Annotated in this window: 18 protein-coding genes; 16 read left to right on the top strand and 2 right to left on the bottom strand. The window is 51.7% G+C overall.

The window, feature by feature from the left end:
- Positions 1 to 32: 32 nt before the first annotated feature.
- Positions 33 to 1,328, bottom strand: coding sequence for a flagellar hook-length control protein FliK (locus tag HQ393_RS00210; RefSeq protein ID WP_179356875.1), 1,296 nt, complete (start codon positions 1,326 to 1,328; stop codon positions 33 to 35).
- An 86-nt stretch (positions 1,329 to 1,414) separates the two neighbouring features.
- Here HQ393_RS00210 and flhB point away from each other — a divergent pair, with 86 nt between their 5' ends.
- The 14 genes from flhB (at position 1,415) to rpmG (ending at position 16,307) form a co-directional block, all read left to right on the top strand.
- On the top strand, positions 1,415 to 2,554 hold the full coding sequence (gene flhB / locus HQ393_RS00205) for a flagellar biosynthesis protein FlhB (protein ID WP_179356874.1): 1,140 nt from the start codon (positions 1,415 to 1,417) through the stop codon (positions 2,552 to 2,554).
- Between the two features lie 62 nt (positions 2,555 to 2,616).
- A complete protein-coding gene (gene flhA / locus HQ393_RS00200) occupies positions 2,617 to 4,704 on the top strand; it encodes a flagellar biosynthesis protein FlhA (protein ID WP_179356873.1) in 2,088 nt (695 codons plus the stop codon).
- 97 nt (positions 4,705 to 4,801) lie between these two features.
- Entirely contained in the window at positions 4,802 to 6,379 is a 1,578-nt protein-coding gene (gene flhF / locus HQ393_RS00195) for a flagellar biosynthesis GTPase FlhF (protein WP_179356872.1), read from the top strand.
- Entirely contained in the window at positions 6,372 to 7,265 is an 894-nt protein-coding gene (locus HQ393_RS00190; RefSeq protein ID WP_179356871.1) for a MinD/ParA family ATP-binding protein, read from the top strand. The genes flhF and HQ393_RS00190 overlap by 8 nt, the downstream gene beginning before the upstream one ends.
- Positions 7,258 to 8,340, top strand: coding sequence for an ABC transporter permease (locus tag HQ393_RS00185; RefSeq protein ID WP_179356870.1), 1,083 nt, complete (start codon positions 7,258 to 7,260; stop codon positions 8,338 to 8,340). Before HQ393_RS00190 ends, HQ393_RS00185 begins: the two co-directional genes overlap by 8 nt.
- 3 nt (positions 8,341 to 8,343) lie before the next feature.
- The gene (locus HQ393_RS00180; RefSeq protein ID WP_179356869.1) at positions 8,344 to 9,102 is read left to right on the top strand and encodes an ABC transporter ATP-binding protein; all 759 of its coding nucleotides are present in this window, start codon (positions 8,344 to 8,346) and stop codon (positions 9,100 to 9,102) included.
- An 8-nt stretch (positions 9,103 to 9,110) separates the two neighbouring features.
- Positions 9,111 to 10,157 (top strand): MlaD family protein, encoded by a 1,047-nt coding sequence (locus HQ393_RS00175; RefSeq protein ID WP_179356868.1) that lies wholly within the window; start codon positions 9,111 to 9,113, stop codon positions 10,155 to 10,157.
- Between the two features lie 26 nt (positions 10,158 to 10,183).
- Positions 10,184 to 10,732 carry an ABC-type transport auxiliary lipoprotein family protein gene (locus tag HQ393_RS00170; RefSeq protein ID WP_179356867.1) on the top strand — a complete coding sequence of 183 codons (549 nt, stop codon included), beginning with the start codon at positions 10,184 to 10,186 and terminating at the stop codon, positions 10,730 to 10,732.
- Between the two features lie 38 nt (positions 10,733 to 10,770).
- Entirely contained in the window at positions 10,771 to 11,511 is a 741-nt protein-coding gene (locus tag HQ393_RS00165; protein WP_179356866.1) for an RNA polymerase sigma factor FliA, read from the top strand.
- Positions 11,512 to 12,255 carry a flagellar motor protein gene (locus tag HQ393_RS00160; RefSeq protein ID WP_179356865.1) on the top strand — a complete coding sequence of 248 codons (744 nt, stop codon included), beginning with the start codon at positions 11,512 to 11,514 and terminating at the stop codon, positions 12,253 to 12,255.
- A gap of 145 nt (positions 12,256 to 12,400) precedes the next feature.
- Positions 12,401 to 13,147, top strand: coding sequence for a lysophospholipid acyltransferase family protein (locus HQ393_RS00155; protein WP_179356864.1), 747 nt, complete (start codon positions 12,401 to 12,403; stop codon positions 13,145 to 13,147).
- Positions 13,148 to 13,232: 85 nt separating this feature from the next.
- A complete protein-coding gene (locus tag HQ393_RS00150; protein ID WP_179356863.1) occupies positions 13,233 to 15,641 on the top strand; it encodes a DNA translocase FtsK in 2,409 nt (802 codons plus the stop codon).
- Positions 15,642 to 15,900: 259 nt separating this feature from the next.
- On the top strand, positions 15,901 to 16,134 hold the full coding sequence (rpmB, locus tag HQ393_RS00145; RefSeq protein WP_179356862.1) for a 50S ribosomal protein L28: 234 nt from the start codon (positions 15,901 to 15,903) through the stop codon (positions 16,132 to 16,134).
- A gap of 17 nt (positions 16,135 to 16,151) precedes the next feature.
- Positions 16,152 to 16,307, top strand: coding sequence for a 50S ribosomal protein L33 (rpmG, locus tag HQ393_RS00140; RefSeq protein ID WP_028449594.1), 156 nt, complete (start codon positions 16,152 to 16,154; stop codon positions 16,305 to 16,307).
- Between the two features lie 130 nt (positions 16,308 to 16,437).
- On the opposite strand, the gene HQ393_RS00135 is transcribed toward rpmG, so the two are convergent.
- On the bottom strand, positions 16,438 to 17,325 hold the full coding sequence (locus HQ393_RS00135; RefSeq protein WP_179356861.1) for a LysR family transcriptional regulator: 888 nt from the start codon (positions 17,323 to 17,325) through the stop codon (positions 16,438 to 16,440).
- A gap of 224 nt (positions 17,326 to 17,549) precedes the next feature.
- On the opposite strand from HQ393_RS00135, the gene HQ393_RS00130 reads away from it, so the two are divergent.
- Both HQ393_RS00130 and HQ393_RS00125 read left to right on the top strand, forming a co-directional pair.
- Positions 17,550 to 17,858, top strand: coding sequence for a DUF485 domain-containing protein (locus tag HQ393_RS00130; RefSeq protein ID WP_179356860.1), 309 nt, complete (start codon positions 17,550 to 17,552; stop codon positions 17,856 to 17,858).
- On the top strand, positions 17,855 to 19,663 hold the full coding sequence (locus tag HQ393_RS00125; protein ID WP_179356859.1) for a cation acetate symporter: 1,809 nt from the start codon (positions 17,855 to 17,857) through the stop codon (positions 19,661 to 19,663). The genes HQ393_RS00130 and HQ393_RS00125 overlap by 4 nt, the downstream gene beginning before the upstream one ends.
- Positions 19,664 to 19,725: the final 62 nt, after the last annotated feature.

The following is a 19,725-nucleotide window of genomic DNA, read 5'->3' as shown; positions in this document are numbered from 1 at the left end:
AAGCAAGTGTTTTTCAGGTAACACATTGAAAATCAGACAAACAAACTCACGCGGGTGCTACCCGCAGGAATTCGTAAATCACTTAAATTCACCACCCGTTCAATGGTTTGCGAACCCAAGCTGGCATTTACCCCACCAAATCGCGCTGTTTGCGAGCCTAATTCAAATGAATTGGCTTGCTGTTGTTGATGCTGATTTTGTTGGTGCTGGTGTAATGAATCCGACGCCACTTGTACGTTTTGCAAAACGATACCTTGGTCTGCCAATAAGGCAGTAAGTTTTGGAGTAGCAGCAGCCAAGGCCTCACGCACAGCGGCATGCTGTGAAGTAAAGATCACCGAAGCCTGCTCATTGCCCAGATTTAATCGTACTTCCATTGGGCCTAGATTGGGCGGATTGAGCTGCATTTCGATTTGCTGCTCTTGTTTACTCAACATCATCGACACACGCTGTGCGACGGCATCACCCCAGCGAGCATCTTGTACTGGCGTTTCTACATAATGACTCGCTACCGCATTAGATGCAGCATGCGCAGCCGCTGTGGTCATTTGTGCAGTCGTCGACTGAATGCCATTTGATTGCCCAAACCCTGTTGCGGACATAGCCGACGGATTCATTTTAATAGCTAAGGCATCCGCAAACGTATTGAGCTCTTTTGATTTGAGTGCATCATCTGTCGACAACTCATGCGGCAATACTGCACCAGTTGCGGCAATGTTTGCCGCTGCAGAGGCTTTCGAATCTGCGCCCAGTACCGCAAGCTCAGATTTTGGACGACGTGATGCATCATCCTGAGTCAAGGCGTCATCAGTCGCATCAGCCACACCAAAGGGAAGTTTCGCTGAGCTGTTTTTTGCACCATCTTCTGCAACCGCCAGCAACTCACCCTGCCCCTTTTCAACATCCAATCCGGGAGGCGTCGGCGCCAATGGTGGGGTTGCTGCTTGAGGATTTACGACTTGCATCATTGCCAACAGCGCGTTGACATTCCCATCTGGTGAAGCGGCGGTTTGTTCTGGATTATCTTCTTTTTCCGGCTCTGAGCCAGCGGCATCCGCAGTTTTTTTCACCTCATCGGCCACAGGCTTTGAATTGACCCCATCCTGAGCCGCCGCGTCTTGCTTGGCCTGCTGTTTAGCAGCTTTATCCGCACTTTTAGCTTCACGATTCTCAGCAGGTTTGGCTTGCTGCGCTTTATTCATTTCGCTCTTAAATTGGGCGCCAAAATCCTGTTCGTTCTTGGGGCTAAATTCGCGTGTATTACGCGCCTCAACGGGACGAGTCGCAGGGTTCAATAAATTAAGAGCATTACTTGAATTCGTCGCCATGATTTGGCACCACAAAAAAGAGTCAGTTCACATAAAGCAAACTTGATGCCAATTATGTTCAAGAGCGCTCATGCTACACTTTCGACATGGCAGAAGACTCAGACCTCGAACGCACCGAACCGGCCTCGCCCAAGCGGCTTGAAGAAGCTCGCAAGAAAGGGCAAGTCCCGCGTTCACACGAACTCACCTCCTTTTCGACCTTAATGGTCGGCATGGTTGCGGTCATCGTCACGGGGCCAGAATTATATGCGGCGATGAAACAAGTCATGCTCACTGCGCTGAGCTTCAATCGCGCCCAACTCTTGCAAGACAATCACATTTCAGAGCTACTCTACGACGCCTTTCGCATCGCAGTGGTGGCAATTTTGCCGATTTTTGCCGCCTGCATTATTTCTGCGATTTTAACGCCCATTATGATTGGCGGCTGGTTGATGAGCTTTGAGGCACTTGGGCCAAACTTTGCCCGCATGAACCCCATGAGTGGCATAGGCCGGATGTTTTCAGCCCGCACCATCGTTGAAACCGTAAAGACCATACTTAAATCCGGCTTGATTGGCGGCGTCGCGGCGTGGGTCATCTGGAATGAGAAAGAGCAGTTTATTCAATTACTCGCGATGGACCCCGAATCTAGTTTTGCCATGCTCTGGCAAATGACGCGGCACACGCTGATCTTGGTCGTCGGCGCAATGGCCGTGATCGTGATTATTGATGTGCCCTATCAGCTGTGGGATTACTACAAAGGCCTGCGGATGACCAAAGAAGAAGTCCGGCAGGAAAATAAAGAATCCGAGGGTGACCCGCACGTCAAAGGCCGGATTCGCCAATTGCAACGTGAAGCAGCCCGCAAACGGATGATGTCTGAAATCCCGAAAGCCAATGTCGTCGTAACCAACCCGACGCACTATGCCGTTGCGATTCGCTATGACGAACAAATGCGCGCGCCCAAAGTCGTCGCCAAAGGCGCGTTTTTATTGGCCGAACGGATTATCTCGCTCGCCAAAGATAATAAAGTCACTGTGGTACGCACACCACCGTTTGCACGTGCGCTGTATCATCACGCCGAGTTAGGCGAAGAAATACCGACTGCGCTGTATACTGCGACGGCTGAAGTACTGGCCTACATCTATCAGCTCGATATGTATCGCAAAGAAGGTGGTTTTGAACCGACGCTCAATACTGACCTACCCGTACCGCCAGAGCTTGACCCTGAATCGGGAATATCTTAGGTATAACCCGCAAATCGAATCAAAACAAACTCTAAAATTAGATACATCTACCAGGTATTTGAATGTGGCGTAATAAACTGACTGTACTTGCGATGCCAGCCTTGGTGCTGATGGTCTTGGGCATGATGATCCTGCCCCTGCCGCCGCTCGTCCTCGATTTCTTTTTCACCTTCAATATTGCACTTTCCATCATTGTGCTGATGGTCAGCCTCTATACGCATAAGCCACTCGAATTTTCGAGCTTCCCCACCGTGTTGTTGATGACCACGCTGCTGCGCCTGTCGCTTAACGTCGCATCCACCAAACTGGTCTTAACGGAAGGTCATGCCGGTGGCGACGCGGCAGGTAAGGTGATTGAATCGTTCGGCCACGTACTGATTGGCGACAATATTGCCGTCGGTATCGTCGCCTTTATTATTCTGACGATTATTAACTTCGTCGTCATCACCAAAGGTGCTGGCCGTATCGCCGAGGTTTCTGCTCGCTTCACCTTGGATGCCATGCCAGGGAAACAAATGGCGATTGACGCCGATTTGAATGCAGGCCTGATTGGCGAAGAAGAGGCCCGCACTCGCCGCGCCCAAATCTCCGACGAAGCCAATTTCTTCGGCTCGATGGATGGTGCGAGTAAATTCGTACGCGGCGATGCTGTGGCCGGTATTTTGGTCATGGTGATCAATCTGATCGGTGGCTTGCTCGTCGGCATGATCCAGCACGATATGGCTTTTGGCGATGCGGCTAAAACCTACACCTTACTGACTATCGGTGATGGCTTGGTGGCACAAGTGCCCGCGCTGATTATTTCGGTGGCCGCCGGTATCGTGGTTTCGCGCGTTGGTACGAATCAGGATTTATCCGAGCAGATTCTTGGCCAGCTGTTCTCTCGCCCACAGGTCATGTATGTAACCGCCGGCGTGTTGGCCGTGCTAGGTCTTATCCCTGGCATGCCCCACTTTGCTTTTTTACTGATGGCATTAATCGCGGGTGGTCTGGCTTGGTATTCCGAACAAAACAATCTGCAAACCGCAATGAGTGGCGGCGGTGCATCCGGCGCAGCGGGTGGTGCCACGCCCGGCGCGCCACCTGCGGCCCCCGCGGAGGCGCCGTTACAAGAAGTCAGCTGGAATGATGTCCAAGCAGTGGACCCCGTTGGGCTGGAGGTTGGCTATCGCCTCATTCCGCTCGTCGATCGCAATCAAGATGGCGAACTACTGCGCCGCATTCGTGGCATTCGAAAAAAAATCGCGCAAGAACTCGGTTTTCTCGTTCCCGCCGTCCATATTCGCGACAATCTGGAATTACGCCCTAATCAGTATCGTATTCAACTCAAAGGCGTGGATGTCGGCATGGGCGAAGCCTTTCTCGGTCAATGGCTAGCGATCAATCCGGGCAATGCCGCTGGCAATCTGCCCGGCACCGCCACCACCGACCCCACCTTTGGCCTACCCGCTACTTGGGTTGAGAGCAGCATGCGCGATCAGGCGCAAGCGATGGGCTACACCGTGGTGGATGCATCCACGGTCGTTGGAACACATATTTCGAATATTCTGCAATCGCACGCCGCCGAGCTACTCGGTCGCGAAGAGGTTCAATCGCTACTCGACCATTTCGCCAAAGAATCACCCAAGCTGGTCGAAGAACTTGTCCCCAAAGTGGTTCCCGTGGGTACTTTGCAAAAAGTATTGCAAAACCTCCTCGACGACGGCTTGCATATTCGCGATTTGCGCACGATTTTGGAAACCTTGGGTGAAAATGTTCCCCGTACAGGCGATATTGATGACCTGACCTCGGCGGTACGCGTGGCCTTAGGTCGCGCGATTGTGCATCAGCTTTTCCCAGGCGAGAACGAGCTGCAAGTTGTCGCACTCGAGCCGCAATTGGAAAACATCCTGATGTCAGCGGCCAGCGGCAAATCGCAAGGTGGGCTCGAGCCGGGGCTCGCCGAGCGCCTGCTACAGCAAGCAGCACAATTGTCCGAGCAACTCGAAATGCAGGGCATTAATCCAGTCATTATTACGCCCTCGCAATTGCGGCCCATGCTCTCTCGCTTCCTAAAACGATCGATTCCCAATTTGCGCGTCATTGCCCACACAGAAATCCCAGAATCAAAAACGCTGCGCATTATTGGTGTGCTTGGCGCGAATAATTAGCAGCACGTGTAAATTCTTGCAACAAACGAGCAAATTTCTGACTTCAGACGCGCAGATGATTTGTGTAGATTGCCCTGAGCAGCGATAATCCCCAGCTATGGTCGTCAAAAAATTCTTCGGTGCCACTACGCGTGAAGCGCTACGCCAAGTTCGTGATGAACTTGGCCCGGACGCGCTCATCCTCTCGAACCGCCAAGTCGCCGGCGGTGGGATAGAAATCATGGCCGTCGCAGACGCCGATGTGGCGGCGCTGACCAATGTGCAAACGGTGGCAACGCCTGCCAAACCGTCGCCGCGCGCAGCACAAAATGGCGCCCGACTGATGAATTCGGCGCAATCCGAAGCGCCCAGCCCGAATATCGCCAAAGCCTTGGCCCGCTCGTACGCCATCCCCGATGATGAAAGCGAGCCCAGTACCGCCGATATCGCTTATGAAGCGCCCTCGGTACTGCGTAGCAATCGCCAATCTCGGCCAGCCGAGCCCAGCTTTGAGCGCGAAAACAATGAAATCTCTTTGACGCAGTATGCAAGCCAACGCAATGCAGAACGTAGCTCAGAGCGATATACCCCTGATTACACAAGCGAGCCAGCGGCTGCGCGCCCAGCGCCAACGCGTCGTCCGGTCGTTACCGAAACTCAGCATAAAGCGCTGCCCACCTTTAGCTTTGAAGACGAGCCCGCCAAACCCGCGCCTGCGCCAGTCGATCACGAAGCAATGCAAGACATCGCGCGCGAGATCCGCATGTTGCGCGGCCTACTCGAAAGCCAAATGGCCGGCATGGCGTGGGGTGAGTTATCCAAACACGCGCCTGAAAAACTTGAAATTTTGCGCCAACTGCTCGCAAGCGGCTTTTGCGCCGCCCTGTCACGGCAACTGATCGACAAAATGCCCAGCGGCATGAGTCTTGAAACCGGCGTCAAATGGGTCAAAGCCGCCTTAGCGCACAATCTGCCTGCGACGGCCGCATCGGATGATCTGATTGCACGTGGCGGCATTTATGCGCTCATTGGCCCGACTGGCGTTGGTAAAACCACCACGGTGGCCAAATTGGCCGCACGTGCCGCACTCGCCTATGGCCCGCAATCGGTCGCGCTACTGACCACAGACAGCTACCGGATCGGTGCGCATGATCAGCTACGCATTTACGGCCGCATTCTGGGTGTGCCCGTGCACGACGTAAAAGACGAAACCGATTTACAGCTTACGCTGGGCGAGTTGAGCGATCGGCATTTGGTGCTGATCGACACCGTCGGGATGGGGCAACGCGATCAACGCATTGGTGAACAGCTCGCCATGCTTGGGCACGATAATGTCGGCACTATTTTACTGCTGGCGGCTAATGCGCAAGCCGGCACGCTTGATGATGTGGCGCGGCGTTATCGCAATCATCATTTGCTGGGCTGCATTTTGACCAAGCTTGATGAAACCGTCTCACTGGGCGGTTGCCTCGATGTGGCGATTCGCCATAAATTGCCACTGCAATTTGTAACCAATGGCCAGCGCGTGCCTGAAGACCTGCATCGTGCCAACTTGGCATATTTACTTGATCGGGCCTTCAAAAATCAGCAAGATCAAGGCGTCTTTCAGTTGCAACGCGATGAATATCCCTTGTTTATGAGTACGCAAGATACCCCCACCGATTTCACGCTGAGCCTAGGCGGTGCCCGTGCCTAAACGCTGGCAAGACCAAGCCGCCGGCTTGCGTCAATTGGTCAGCCCTCCTACTTGTCGTAGCATTAGCCTGTGCGGTGGACGTGGCGATTCGGGTACCACAACGTTAGTGATCAATCTGGCTGCTGCGTTGGCTGAACGCCAGCGTGAAGTGCTGATTCTGGATGAATTTAGCGGCACACAAAATATCAGCGCCCGACTGCAACTGAGCCAAGGTTTTACCTTGGAGCATGTCCTACGCCACGAAGCAAGTCTGGCCGATAGCATTGTCGAGACTCGACACGGCTTTCAGATTTTATCCATCGCCAGCAACCCGCAGATTATTTCACGCCTAAACGACGCCGAGCAGCACTGGCTTGCCGCCGAGTTTGAAGCGATTACCGAGCATGTTGATTATCTCTTGCTCGATACGCGACCAATGGGCAGCACCGGCATTCCCAGCCTGAGTCTGGCGGCCGATGATGTCGTCGTCGTGCTGTCCAATCGAGCCGAGTCGCTGACTGATGCCTACGCTACGATCAAACAATTGGCGCAGGATTATGCGCGGCGCGATTTTCGCATTTTGGTCAACCGCGTTGAAAGCCTGGGCGAAGCGATGGCTTTATTTGAACGCCTACGCACGGTCACGCAGCAATTTTTGGGTTCTGCCCTGCAACTCAAGTTGATCGGCTACGTACCCGAAGACCCACTGCTGAATCGTGCCACCCGGCTGGGCAAGACCGTGATCGAGGCATTTCCAGATACCGAGGCCAGTATGGCGATGCGGCAATTAGCAGACGTTATCTTGCGCTGGATACCCCCTAGTGCAGGGCATGATTCGGCGGGGCATTTTGTTCATCGTCTGGTTGAATCATCGCGCTTGCTACAAGAAAGGCTACACCATGGCTGAAGCCAAACTCAGCCTGACCTTGCGCGATCAAACGTATTACCTCGCGGGTGATTTAACACTGGCGAGCATCGCCCCTATCTGGCGGCAAAGTCGCCAGATTAACTGGCAAGCGCAAGCACTCGATCTGAGCGAAGTTAGGCAATGCGATGGTGCGGGCGCAGCGATGTTGTTTGAACTCAGCCAGCAAGGCGTGCTATTGCAAGGCGTCAATGACGATTGCCAACGCCTGCTGGCCGCGCTTGATCCTCAGCTGGCACTGCAAGCACCAGCCCCAAAGCCCCCCACGCCGTGGATTAGCCAAATCGGCATTACGGCCCGCATTGCGCTCAATGATTTTAAAGACCAGATCAGCTTTATCGGTGAAGCCGCGCGCGTGTTTGCGGTGGCGCTGCGCCAACCACAGCATGTACGCTGGGGCGAGTTTATTCGGCAATGCGAATTAACCGGAGCCAATGCTCTGCCCATTATTAGCCTGATTTCACTGCTACTCGGGATTATTCTGGCGTTTCAATCGGCCATCCCGATGCGCCAATTTGGCGCCGAGGTTTTTGTCGCCAATCTGCTCGGGCTATCGATGATCCGCGAGCTTGGCCCCTTGATGACAGCCATCGTACTAGCTGGCCGCTCGGGCGCGGCATTTGCTGCCGAAATTGGCACGATGAAAGTAAATGAAGAAATCAATGCGCTGGTGACATTTGGCTATGACCCAATGCATTTTCTGGTGTTGCCGCGTTTGCTGGCGGGTTTATTAATGCTGCCATTGCTGGCCATTTGTGCCGAAGTGATTAGTTTGCTCGGCGGTGCTTTGGTGATGGAAGGGTTTGGCATACCGATGTCGACGTTCTGGACGCAAGTGAGCACTCAAGTTGATGCAACGGATTTTTTTAGCGGCATGCTCAAGGCGGCCGCTTTTGGTCTTGTTGTGGCTTCGGTCGGCTGCTTTCGTGGCCTCAGTACAGGCACTGGCGCAAGTGCGGTCGGTGCGTCGACCACCCGTGCAGTGGTGAATATTTTGGTATTACTGGTGATCACCGACGGCATTTTCGCGGTCGTTTACTATCATCTGGGCTGGTAGGCGATGAATCCGAGTATTGCAGTCAATCATCTGTACTGTGGCTGGGGCGATCGCTCGATCTTGGAAGATGTGAGCTTTAGCATTGAAAAAGGTGAAGTGGTGACGATACTTGGCGGCTCGGGCTGCGGCAAATCGACACTGCTCAAACATCTGATCGGCCTTTACCCCCCACGCTCTGGCAGCATACAGATAGTGGGTAATGAGCTAGTAGGCTCTAATTACAAGGATCGTGAGGCTATACTGCGCAAAATTGGCGTTATGTATCAATCTGGCGCACTCTTTGGCTCGATGAGTATTCTGGATAATATTACGCTGCCGCTTAGTAGCTTTAGCGAGTTGGATGCCATCGCGATAGACACACTGGCGCGGCTCAAATTACGATTGGTTGGGCTAGAAGAATTTGCCGATTTTTTCCCATCTGAATTATCAGGCGGGATGCAAAAACGCGCGGCGATTGCCCGCGCGATGGCGCTGGATCCGCAAATCTTGTTTTTGGATGAACCCTCCGCTGGGCTTGATCCGATTACCTCGGCCGAACTTGATCAGCTTATTCGTCGCCTTGCTGAAACCCAAGGCGTCACCATTGTGGTGGTAACCCATGAATTGGCCAGTATTGCGGCCATTGCAGATCGGGCAATTATGCTAGACAAAACCATCAAAGGCATTGTGGCCATCGACACACCAGCAGCCTTAGCTCAATCGAGCGATCGTCGTGTATCGAGCTTTTTTAATGCGCAACGCCCACTTCGAGTCGAGGGTTAACGAAACCTATGCAACATCGTTCGAATTTCCGCCTTGGGCTATTTATTATCGGCACGCTGATTTTAGGTGCAGCACTGCTGATCGGGATTGGCAGTGGTCGCTGGTGGCAACCCAAAATTATGCTCGAAACCTATTTTGACGAATCCGTTCGCGGGCTCGATGTCGGCTCCAAAGTGCGTTACCGTGGCGTCGCCGTCGGCGAAGTCAGCGCCATCACCTTTACCTACAATCGCTACGAGGGTGAACTGCCCAACACCCAGCGCAAACAATACGTTTTGGTAGAAGCCACCCTACAAAATGCGCTGTTTGGGAAACATGATCTCAACAATGCACAGCAGCAAGAGCTCGATGGCGAAATTGCCAAGGGCTTACGTGTCAAATTGGCGCCGCAAGGGCTCACAGGCACCAGTTACCTTGAAATTGATTATGTCAGCAACGCGGATCAACACACTCTGCCCTTTGCATGGAAGCCTAAATACCTCTACATCCCCTCGACCAATAGTACGGTGAATCAAATTTTGGGGAGCGCACAGGATTTAATGGCCAAATTGCAACGCGTCGATCTCGACAAAACCGTCGATTTGGTGAATCAAACCCTAATCACGATGAATCAGAAGCTACAAGACATTCCCACCAAACAATTAAGCCAACAGACTAGTCAATTGCTCGGCACCATCAATGCGATGCCACTCGCGCAAATTGCCAGCGAAAGCAGCCAGCTGATTAGCGAAGCACGAGAAACCAATCAAGCCTTGAAAACTATATTGGAGCAACCTGCACTGCGTACTGCCAGCAATGACTTTGCCAGTGCAGCACATTCGGCCAAAACTCTACTCGCCAGCCCAGAGTTAGCCAGCGCTGTGCAGCGCATCGACAAAATTACGCTGCGCCTTGATCATTTGAGCGCGCAGCGTGAGGGTGATTTACAACAAATCATTGATAACCTCAGCAGCACCAGCGCGAATCTGAAAGCCCTGAGCGAGAAAGCCAATCAACGCCCTAGCAGTCTGTTGTTTGCCGAGCCACCCAAACCCTATATCCCGCCCAAACCATGAAAAATGCACTGATTATTGTATGCATCATGCTCATCACCGCCTGCAGCAGCACGCCGCCTGCGCGCCAAGATTATTTGCTGCAAACCCAGCGTAGCGGTACCAGCCAGAGCGCTCAATTTGGCGCACTCCAAGTCAATGAGTTACGCAGCACCGCCCCATATCGGGACATGGCATTTCTATATAAAGAGAGCGAACAGCGCTTTGTTGCCGACCCCTATCACGGCTTTTTGGCAACACCCACGGTACAAATCACCCAGCAAACTCGCCAATGGTTGGCGCAAAGCGGCTTATTTAGTCAGGTTTATCCAACCGGCAGCAGCCTGATTGCGCCATGGCAGCTCGAAGGCGAATTACTCGCAATGTATATCGACGTCAGCGACGTGCATCACCCCAAAGTCTTGATCAGGGTGCAATTCTTGCTCAGCAACCATGCCAAGTCAGAGAGTTTCACTTTGACCGCCGAGCAAGTGATTGCCGACGCTCAACCAGAAACGGCGGCAAAAGGCTATCAACAAGCATTGGCATCGTTACTAAATCAATTAGAACAACATCTGATTTCGTCAAACCTCAATTAGTCAGCTACACTAAAGGACATTCCGTTTACGCTGTTATCATGTCATCCAATCGCGCCCTTTCACTTTATCGCAGCACCCAAAGCTCTAGCGAAGAAGATCGCGTGCAACAACATGCGCCCTTGGTCAGAAAAATTGCTTATCACATGATCAGCAAGCTGCCCGCCAGCGTTGATGTCGACGACTTAATCCAAGTAGGCTTAATGGGCTTGATGGAAGCTGCCCGCAATTTTGATATTGATGCTGGCGTGCAGTTTGAAACCTTCGCCAGCCAACGCATCCGTGGCGCCATGTTGGACGAGCTGCGCAGTGCAGACTGGCTGCCTCGTCAGGCGCGAAAAAACATGCGCGAAATCGAGCGTGCGATCGTGGCGCTGGAGCAACAACAAGGCCGTCAGCCCACCGAGGGCGAAGTGGCTCAGGCGCTCAATATTCCGCTCGACGAATACCAAACCATGCTCGGTGATGCTCGCGGCCACCAGTTATTGCACTATGAAGATTTCGAAGTTGAGGGCGAAAACGATCAGCTCGATCAATATGCCGCCGACCACAGCGCCAATCCGGCCGATGTCTTAAGCGATGAATCGTTCCGCGGGCACCTGATTGAAGCAATTAGTGGCTTGCCAGAACGCGAAAAACTACTGATGGCGCTGTATTACGACGAAGAACTCAATCTCAAAGAAATCGGCGCCGTCCTAGGCGTATCCGAATCGCGTGTTTGCCAACTCCATAGCCAAGCAGTCGCCCGACTGCGCGGTAAACTCAAAGACTGGCTGATCTAAATGGATAAAATTAGCGTTTTAGGCATTATTTTAGGTTTAACCGCCATTGTGCTGGGGCATTGGCTCGAAGGCGGTCATATCGGCTCGCTCGTTCAGTTCACCGCCTTTTTGATCGTGATTGGCGGCACCACCGGCGCGGTGATGTTGCAAACCGAAATGCGGCACTTTATTGCTGGCATTAAAATGCTGCGCTGGATTTTCTTTCCCCCATCGATGGATTTTCGCAAAGTTTTAAGCACCTTAATGAATTGGGGTAATCAAGCGCGCCGTGGCGGTTTACTGGCACTTGAGGCCTATCTAAATAGCGAAAAAGATCCATTTGTAAAACGTGGTTTAACAATGGTGGTCGATGGCGCCGAGCCCGAAACCGTACGCCGTGCACTTGAGCTCGATATCGATGCGTATGAAGATCAAGCCCGCGCAGCAGCCAAGATCTGGGAATCGGCCGGTGGCTACTCGCCCACTTTTGGTATTTTGGGCGCGGTACTTGGCCTAATTCACGTGATGGAAAATCTAACCGACCCTTCTAAGCTTGGGGCGGGGATTGCCGTCGCCTTTGTCGCAACGATTTACGGCGTAGGCGCAGCCAACTTAATCCTGCTGCCGATTTCCAATAAACTCAAACACTACATCATGCTCGAAGTGCGTCGTCGCGAAATGGTCGCCGAAGGCCTCGTGACCATTGCCAATGGTGAAAACCCTCGCTTACTCGAAAACAAATTGGCAGGTTTCCTACATCACTAGGGTATATCCCCCAAATCAAAGCAAGATATTACATTCAAGCACATACCCAACCCATCAGCCAAAATTATTTGCTCATTCTGCATTTCCTACACAAATCAGTTTCCCAGTCGCTATAGTCAAAATAACTTAGCGCCTAGGAAACACCATGATTCCCCTATGTCGCCTCTTCGTGCGCTGCATTGCTTGGCTGGATTTAGCGCTATTCACGCTCGCGATGGTGGCGCTATCACTATTACCTGCACAATGGCTTAAAGTGATTTATCCCAGCTTATTTCAAAGCTGGTGCCGCTGTTTTATCCGCGCACTAGGTGTTCAATTACGCCTGCATCAGCATTATCAAGGGCAACTACCTGAACACTATATCCTGATCGCTAATCACCCATCTGCTCTGGAAGACGTGGGTATTCCGGCCCTTTTTCGTGTTCGCAGCTTAGCCAAAGTCGAAGTCAAAACATGGTTTCTGGTTGGCAAAATTGCTCAAGCAGCGGGAACCCTCTTTGTTGAGCGAGAAAGCAAAGACTCTCGCCAAGCGGCGCAACAAGCACTGATCGACGCGGTCAATTCGGGCGACAATATTGCGCTCTATCCCGAAGGCGGATGCAAAGGCCGCAGAATAGCGCCACGTTTTTTATTTGGCGCGTTTGCCACCTCACTAGCGACAGGAGTGCCCATTTTGCCGGTATTTTTACATCATGAAGCACAGGCACAATTTGAATGGCAGGCAGGTGAGCATTTACTCACCAAAATCTGGCTCATGATAACCACGCCTAACCCCGTCGTGCATTACCACGTCTTTGACCCCATCCAAGCGCAACAATTTAGCGACAAAGAACAATACAATCAGGCAGTTTATGCGCAATATTTGGCGTGGCAGCAGCGCTTTTTGGATTAATTTGCCAGCATTCGTCGCTTTTCCCCTGCACAAGACGGGCTTGCCGTTATAATCGCGAAAGCTATCGATTCCGACAAATTGAACCATGCCCCTGTTTCGCAAGAAAAATGTTGCCAACATCTCGACGCGCGCAGCGCTGCCTGCCCCTGTCGCTAATTTATTGCGAGAATCTTGGTGGCTATTGCTCGTCGTTTTGCTGGGCTATCTAATCCTCGTCCTCACCAGCTACCATCGCTCTGACCCAGGCTGGTCACATAGCGCCACCGAAACAGTGATTCACAATCGAGGTGGTACCTTTGGCGCATGGGTGGCCGATGTATTGTTATATTGCTTCGGCTTTTCTGCTTGGTGGTGGATCGTCTTTTGCTTGGCTGCCATTTTATGGGGCTATCGCCGCATCGACCGCGTCACTGAGTCTTCCAAACCGCTCGTTTTTCTGGCCTGCCTAGGCTTTGCGCTGATTATCTTATCCAGCGCCAGCCTTGAAGCTTTGCGTCTACATAGCATGACGGTGTCCTTGCCACATGTTCCAGGCGGGATTCTAGGTCTATCGCTGGGCGGTTGGCTGATGAAAAGCTTTGGCTTTAGCGGCGCAACGCTGTTGCTATTTGCGACGATGGGGCTGGGTATATCACTCTTCACAGGCCTGTCTTGGCTCAATGTCATGGAAAACATTGGGGCAGCCATTGAATGGGGCATAGAAAAAATCCATTCTGCATTCCAAGCCGCACAAGATAGAAAAATCGGCCGCGAAACCAAAAAAATGCGCGAGCAAAAGGTGTCTGAAGCCAAAAAGAAACAAGACGACAAAGCGCCTTTAATTATCGAAACGCCGCAAGTTGATGTCCCCATCGCAAAAAAACTGGAACGAGAAAAGAAAGAACTAGAAAAACAGCAAATCCTCGAAGCTAAACAAGCCGCACAGCCCTTGCTGTTTGCAGAAGAGGATCTGCCTCCGGCCCCTGTAGCACAGAGCAAAAAACCCAATCCAAGCATTGCCGCTTTTGGCGATGGCTCCTTGCCTTCCTTGGGCTTGCTTGCTCCCGCGCCTGTCGCACAGGAAACAATTAGCAAAGAAACGCTGGAATTTACCTCGCAACTGATCGAGCGCAAATTGGCCGACTTTAATGTTGAAGTCAAAGTCGTTGCCGCTTATCCAGGCCCCGTTATTACACGTTACGAGATCGAGCCGGCTGTTGGCGTCAAAGGCTCACAGATTGTGAATCTAATGAAAGACCTAGCCCGCGCGCTGGGCTTGGTGTCGATTCGTGTCGTAGAGACGATTCCCGGCAAAACCTATATGGGCTTGGAATTACCCAATCCAACGCGCCAGATGATTCGCCTGTCGGAAATCATGTCGAGCGAAGCCTATCACTCGATGGCCAGCAAATTAACGCTGGTCCTGGGCAAAGACATTACCGGCAAACCCATCGTTACCGATCTGGCCAAAGCGCCACATATGCTGGTCGCCGGTACTACGGGCTCAGGTAAATCGGTCGGCGTGAATGCGATGATTTTATCGCTTGTGTACAAAGCCACACCGGACGAAGTGCGCTTTATTATGATCGACCCGAAAATGCTCGAATTGTCGATTTACGATGGGATTCCGCATTTGCTGGCGCCAGTTGTCACCGATATGAAGCTCGCAGCCAATGCGTTGAACTGGTGCGTGGCTGAAATGGAGAAACGCTATCGCCTGCTCAGCGCCTTAGGCGTACGCAATCTGGCGGGCTACAACCAGAAAGTCAAAGACGCGGAAAAAGCCGGTAAAAAACTGACCAATCCATTTACGCTGACACCGGATGATCCAGAGCCGCTCGAACATTTACCATTTATTGTTGTGGTCGTTGATGAATTTGCCGATTTGATGATGGTGGCCGGCAAAAAAATTGAAGAACTCATCGCCCGCTTGGCGCAAAAAGCTCGCGCCGCAGGCATACATTTGATTTTGGCCACCCAACGCCCATCCGTGGATGTAATTACCGGCCTGATTAAAGCCAATATCCCAACACGACTCGCGTTTCAGGTATCCAGCAAGATCGATAGCCGGACGATTCTGGATCAAATGGGTGCAGAGGCGCTGTTGGGGCAAGGTGACATGTTGTTCCTACCGCCGGGCAGCGGCTATCCACTACGCGTGCATGGTGCCTTTGTGGCCGATGATGAAGTACATCGCGTAGTCGACTCCCTTAAAGAAATGGGTGAGCCTCAATACATCGAAGGCATCCTTAATGGCGGCTTTGACGCCGAAAGTGCGGGCAATGCATCACTGGGCGGGGACGGTAATAGTACCGAGGACACCGACCCTTTATATGATGAAGCCGTCGCGTTCGTCATGAAAAGTCGCCGCGCATCCATTTCATCCGTGCAAAGACAGCTGCGAATCGGGTATAATCGCGCCGCGCGTCTGATTGAACAAATGGAAAGCGCCGGTTTGGTCAGCTCGATGGAAAGTAACGGCAACCGAACTGTGCTGGCTCCAGCCAGTGAATAACAGCGTATGAGCTTTCGCAGTAACACTCGCGTGAATTGAATTGCGCTGTATAGCGCCCACCACCAATGACAGGCGGCTACACCTTTCGGGATGGGCGACGCAGCTAAAGCTGTTGTAGCGTGAAATTTGCACCGTATTACAACAGCTTGGGCACCACTTATTCCGATTAACCCTGCATTTTGCACCTTTGACTTGAACTCAAAGGGCGATTTGTGATATAAACGTGGACTTTTCCAGTTCCGACGTTAGGACAAGAATCATGGCACGAGTATGCAAAGTCACCGGCAAAGGCCCGATGACCGGGAATAACGTTTCCCACGCCAACAACAAAACAAAACGCCGCTTCCTCCCGAATCTGCAATCACGCCGTTTCTGGGTTGAGAGCGAAAACCGCTTCATCCGTTTGCGTGTTTCTAACGCTGCATTGCGCCTGATCGACAAGAAAGGCATCGACGCAGTATTGGCTGACTTGCGCGCCCGCGGCGAACTATAATTCCGAGGTAATTTAAGATGCGCGATAAGATCAAGCTCGAATCTTCTGCAGGTACTGGTCACTTCTACACCACGACCAAAAACAAACGTACCATGCCAGAAAAGATGGAAATCAAGAAGTTCGATCCCGTTGCTCGTAAGCACGTGATCTACAAGGAAACCAAACTGAAGTAATTCAGTGCTGGTGACCATACTCGAAACCCCGCCTCGGCGGGGTTTTTGTTTGCGCAAAAATAAACAATACTCAGGGTATAGCTTTAAATACCTTAACTAGAAAGATCTTCCAGCACATACCCCTGCCCCATTATTCTAGTTGCCACACCGCACTTAACGTTGAACATAATTTATGTATCATCGGATCGCTACTGCGCTCGCCTGAATAAATAAACTGCAACGGCGCTCGCGTAACTACCTCGCCATTGCGCCACAACACGATAGAGCCATCGGACGCAAAACGTTGCGCGGTGCGCTCAGCCAGAATACCAATCCCAACGCCTGTTTTGATCAACTCGAGCAAAGTGGCTTCTTCGTCAAACTCGCCCACCACTTTGGGCGCAATATTCTGACTACGCCATAATTCCTGCGATATATCCGCCAAGCTGGTGTATTGCGATAAGCCCAACCAGGGAGCTTCACCCAATTTGGCCCAATCAGCGTTTTGGTATTCTTCAGCCAAAGAAACGGGCAGCGCAATGCAAAAGCCAATTTCCCCCAAAGGCAGCGTCATGACATTTTGATAGGGATTGCGTCCTAAATAAAAGCCCGCATCCAGTGATTTTTTCCGCACTTCATTTAAGATACTGACCGAAATACCGTGCGTTGTTTGCACGGTTATCAGCGGAAATTCTTTGCGTAATAAAGACAACCATGCGCCCAACTTCAGCCGAGCCGGCACACCAATCGTGCCTATCCTCACCTTCCCCTTGGGCTCACCCTGCAGTGCTTTAGCCTTATGCAATAAATCTCGCGCTTGCGCCAAAATTTGCTCAGCTTCAGGCATCAACAACTTACCCGCCTCGGTCAAGGAGACGCCACCTGGGTAGCGATCAAACAAAGCCAGACCAAATTGCTCTTCGAGCGCCTTGATCTGCGCGGTCACCGCTGGCTGAGATAAATGCAACAATTCAGCAGCTTGCGTTAAGTGCCCTTGTTGCGCCACAGTCACAAAAGTACGTAATTGATAGAGTTCCATCCCGCAATTATCACCTAAAGTTGCCACATCGTGGCATAAAGCTTGCCTCAGAATGTAGTCAAAAATCCTTGATTACAAACAAAAAAGTAAGCCTCGTGCAACACAACATAACTTTCAGTGATTATTTGCATCAGAAAAAGCAATTAGCCCAAAAATAGAATGGCGCTTACATTTGTTATGGGAATGGCTAAATTTAGCTTTTTACTCTTCACAGGAGGCAGCGTATGCATGATTCAATGATTGAACGCGTCCAGAATAATCCAAAATTTCACGCGCTCGTGGCAACTCGTTCCAGATTTTCCTGGATGCTGACCATTGCTATGTTGGTGATTTACTACGGTTTTATTCTGCTCGTCGCATTTTCGCCCGCAACACTTGGCACACCACTGAGCAATGGCGTCACCACACTGGGCATTCCAGTGGGTATTTTTGTCATCGTTTCGGCTTTCGTATTAACCGGCATTTATGTTCGCCGCGCCAATACCGAATTTGACCAACTCACTCGTGAAGTGGTTGAGGACGCTAAAAAATGAAATCATTCCTACAAAAATTAGGCTTTGCAGGCTTGTTTGCACTCTCAAGCATGCCAAGCTGGGCCTCAGGGGCAATTGAAGGCGCGGTAGCAAAACGCAGCTTGAATGTTCACGCCATCGTGATGTTTTTGGTGTTTGTTGCATTTACGCTCGGTATTACTTATTGGGCAGCCCGTCGCACACGTTCAGCGAAAGACTTTTACGCTGCCGGCGGCGGCATTACCGGTTTTCAAAATGGTTTGGCCATTGCCGGTGACTATATGTCAGCGGCGTCCTTCCTCGGTATTTCTGCCATGGTATTTACCACCGGCTACGATGGCTTGATCTACTCGATCGGCTTTCTGGTTGGCTGGCCAGTGATCACCTTTATGGTGGCAGAACGCCTGCGCAACTTGGGTAAATACACTTTTGCCGATGTCGCATCTTATCGCCTCGCACAAACACCAGTTCGCGTCTTTGCTGCAACGGGCACCTTGGTCGTCGTTGCGCTGTATCTGATTGCGCAAATGGTCGGCGCGGGTAAATTAATCCAACTGCTATTCGGTTTGGATTACACCTACGCGATTGTCTTGGTTGGTATTTTGATGATTTTGTACGTGACGTTTGGCGGTATGTTGGCCACGACTTGGGTACAGATCATCAAAGCGATCTTGCTGTTGTCGGGTGCTTCGTTTATGGCCTTCATGGTTATGAAACACGCCGGCTTTAGCTTTGAAACCCTATTCCAACAAGCAGTTGATGTTAAACACGCAGGCGCACAAGCGTTGGCGCACAAAGCCGCGATTGCTTCTGAAGCAGCCGCTCAAGCGGTCGCTAGCAATGCACCCAATGCTTCAGCTGTGGTAGCCTCAGCAACGACCTTGGCTGAATCTGCGGCCAAAGCGGCTAAGGCCAATATCATGGCACCTGGCGGTTTGGTCTCGAACCCAATTGATGCTATTTCACTCGGTCTGGCCTTGATGTTTGGTACAGCTGGTTTGCCACACATCTTGATGCGCTTCTTTACCGTAGCAGATGCCAAAGAAGCGCGTAAATCAGTGTTCTACGCCACAGGCTTTATCGGTTACTTCTACATCCTGACCTTTATTATCGGTTTTGGTGCAATCGTACTGGTATCGACCAATCCGACCTTTAAGGACGCCGCAGGCGCGCTGATCGGTGGCTCGAATATGGCCGCAATTCACCTGGCTGATGCCGTCGGTGGCGACTTGTTCTTGGGCTTTATCTCAGCGGTTGCTTTCGCCACGATCTTGGCGGTGGTTGCTGGCTTGACGCTATCAGGCGCTTCTGCGGTATCGCACGATCTGTACGCTTCGGTCATCAAGAAAGGCAAAGCCAACGAAGCCGATGAAATCCGCGTTTCAAAAATGACGACCGTCGCACTGGGTATCGTTGCCATGCTGCTCGGTATCATCTTTGAAAAGCAAAATATTGCTTTCATGGTCGGCCTGGCATTCTCGATCGCGGCATCAGCAAACTTCCCAGTACTGATTTTGTCGATGTTCTGGAAAAACCTGACAACTCGTGGTGCAGTGATGGGTGGCGCGATTGGCCTGGTTTCTGCCGTGGTACTGATTATTCTGGGACCAGCAGTGTGGGTTGATGTACTTGGCCACGCTAAAGGCTCTGAATTGTTTGCCTACAAAAACCCAGCACTCTTCTCAATGAGCGCGGCATTCTTCTTTACTTGGTTGTTCTCAGTAACAGACAACAGCGAACAAGCACAGAAAGAACGCGGTAAATTTGACGCTCAATTCATCCGCTCTATGACGGGTATTGGCGCAGAAGGTGCTTCTGAGCATTAATCTAGAAATATACCCCTTGTAATAACAAGGGGATTGTTTGAAAGCGCCCCAATCCTGAATAC

This window comes from Chitinibacter bivalviorum (genome assembly GCF_013403565.1).
GTDB classification, from domain to species: domain Bacteria; phylum Pseudomonadota; class Gammaproteobacteria; order Burkholderiales; family Chitinibacteraceae; genus Chitinibacter; species Chitinibacter bivalviorum.
Note: the sequence above shows the minus strand (reverse complement) of the source record. Positions and strands in the feature narration are given on the sequence as shown.

Bases quoted from the DNA above. Each gene is read 5' to 3' on its own strand.
- HQ393_RS00175 (WP_179356868.1), top strand. From the start codon at position 9,111: ATGCAACATCGTTCGAATTTCCGCCTTGGGCTATTTATTATCGGCACG.
- HQ393_RS00150 (WP_179356863.1), top strand. From the start codon at position 13,233: ATGCCCCTGTTTCGCAAGAAAAATGTTGCCAACATCTCGACGCGCGCA.
- HQ393_RS00155 (WP_179356864.1), top strand. From the start codon at position 12,401: ATGATTCCCCTATGTCGCCTCTTCGTGCGCTGCATTGCTTGGCTGGAT.
- flhB (WP_179356874.1), top strand. From the start codon at position 1,415: ATGGCAGAAGACTCAGACCTCGAACGCACCGAACCGGCCTCGCCCAAG.
- HQ393_RS00160 (WP_179356865.1), top strand. From the start codon at position 11,512: ATGGATAAAATTAGCGTTTTAGGCATTATTTTAGGTTTAACCGCCATT.
- flhA (WP_179356873.1), top strand. From the start codon at position 2,617: ATGTGGCGTAATAAACTGACTGTACTTGCGATGCCAGCCTTGGTGCTG.
- HQ393_RS00170 (WP_179356867.1), top strand. From the start codon at position 10,184: ATGCTCATCACCGCCTGCAGCAGCACGCCGCCTGCGCGCCAAGATTAT.
- HQ393_RS00125 (WP_179356859.1), top strand. From the start codon at position 17,855: ATGAAATCATTCCTACAAAAATTAGGCTTTGCAGGCTTGTTTGCACTC.
- HQ393_RS00135 (WP_179356861.1), bottom strand. From the start codon at position 17,325: ATGGAACTCTATCAATTACGTACTTTTGTGACTGTGGCGCAACAAGGG.
- HQ393_RS00210 (WP_179356875.1), bottom strand. From the start codon at position 1,328: ATGGCGACGAATTCAAGTAATGCTCTTAATTTATTGAACCCTGCGACT.
- HQ393_RS00180 (WP_179356869.1), top strand. From the start codon at position 8,344: ATGAATCCGAGTATTGCAGTCAATCATCTGTACTGTGGCTGGGGCGAT.
- HQ393_RS00185 (WP_179356870.1), top strand. From the start codon at position 7,258: ATGGCTGAAGCCAAACTCAGCCTGACCTTGCGCGATCAAACGTATTAC.
- HQ393_RS00165 (WP_179356866.1), top strand. From the start codon at position 10,771: ATGTCATCCAATCGCGCCCTTTCACTTTATCGCAGCACCCAAAGCTCT.
- HQ393_RS00130 (WP_179356860.1), top strand. From the start codon at position 17,550: ATGCATGATTCAATGATTGAACGCGTCCAGAATAATCCAAAATTTCAC.
- rpmB (WP_179356862.1), top strand. From the start codon at position 15,901: ATGGCACGAGTATGCAAAGTCACCGGCAAAGGCCCGATGACCGGGAAT.
- flhF (WP_179356872.1), top strand. From the start codon at position 4,802: ATGGTCGTCAAAAAATTCTTCGGTGCCACTACGCGTGAAGCGCTACGC.
- rpmG (WP_028449594.1), top strand. From the start codon at position 16,152: ATGCGCGATAAGATCAAGCTCGAATCTTCTGCAGGTACTGGTCACTTC.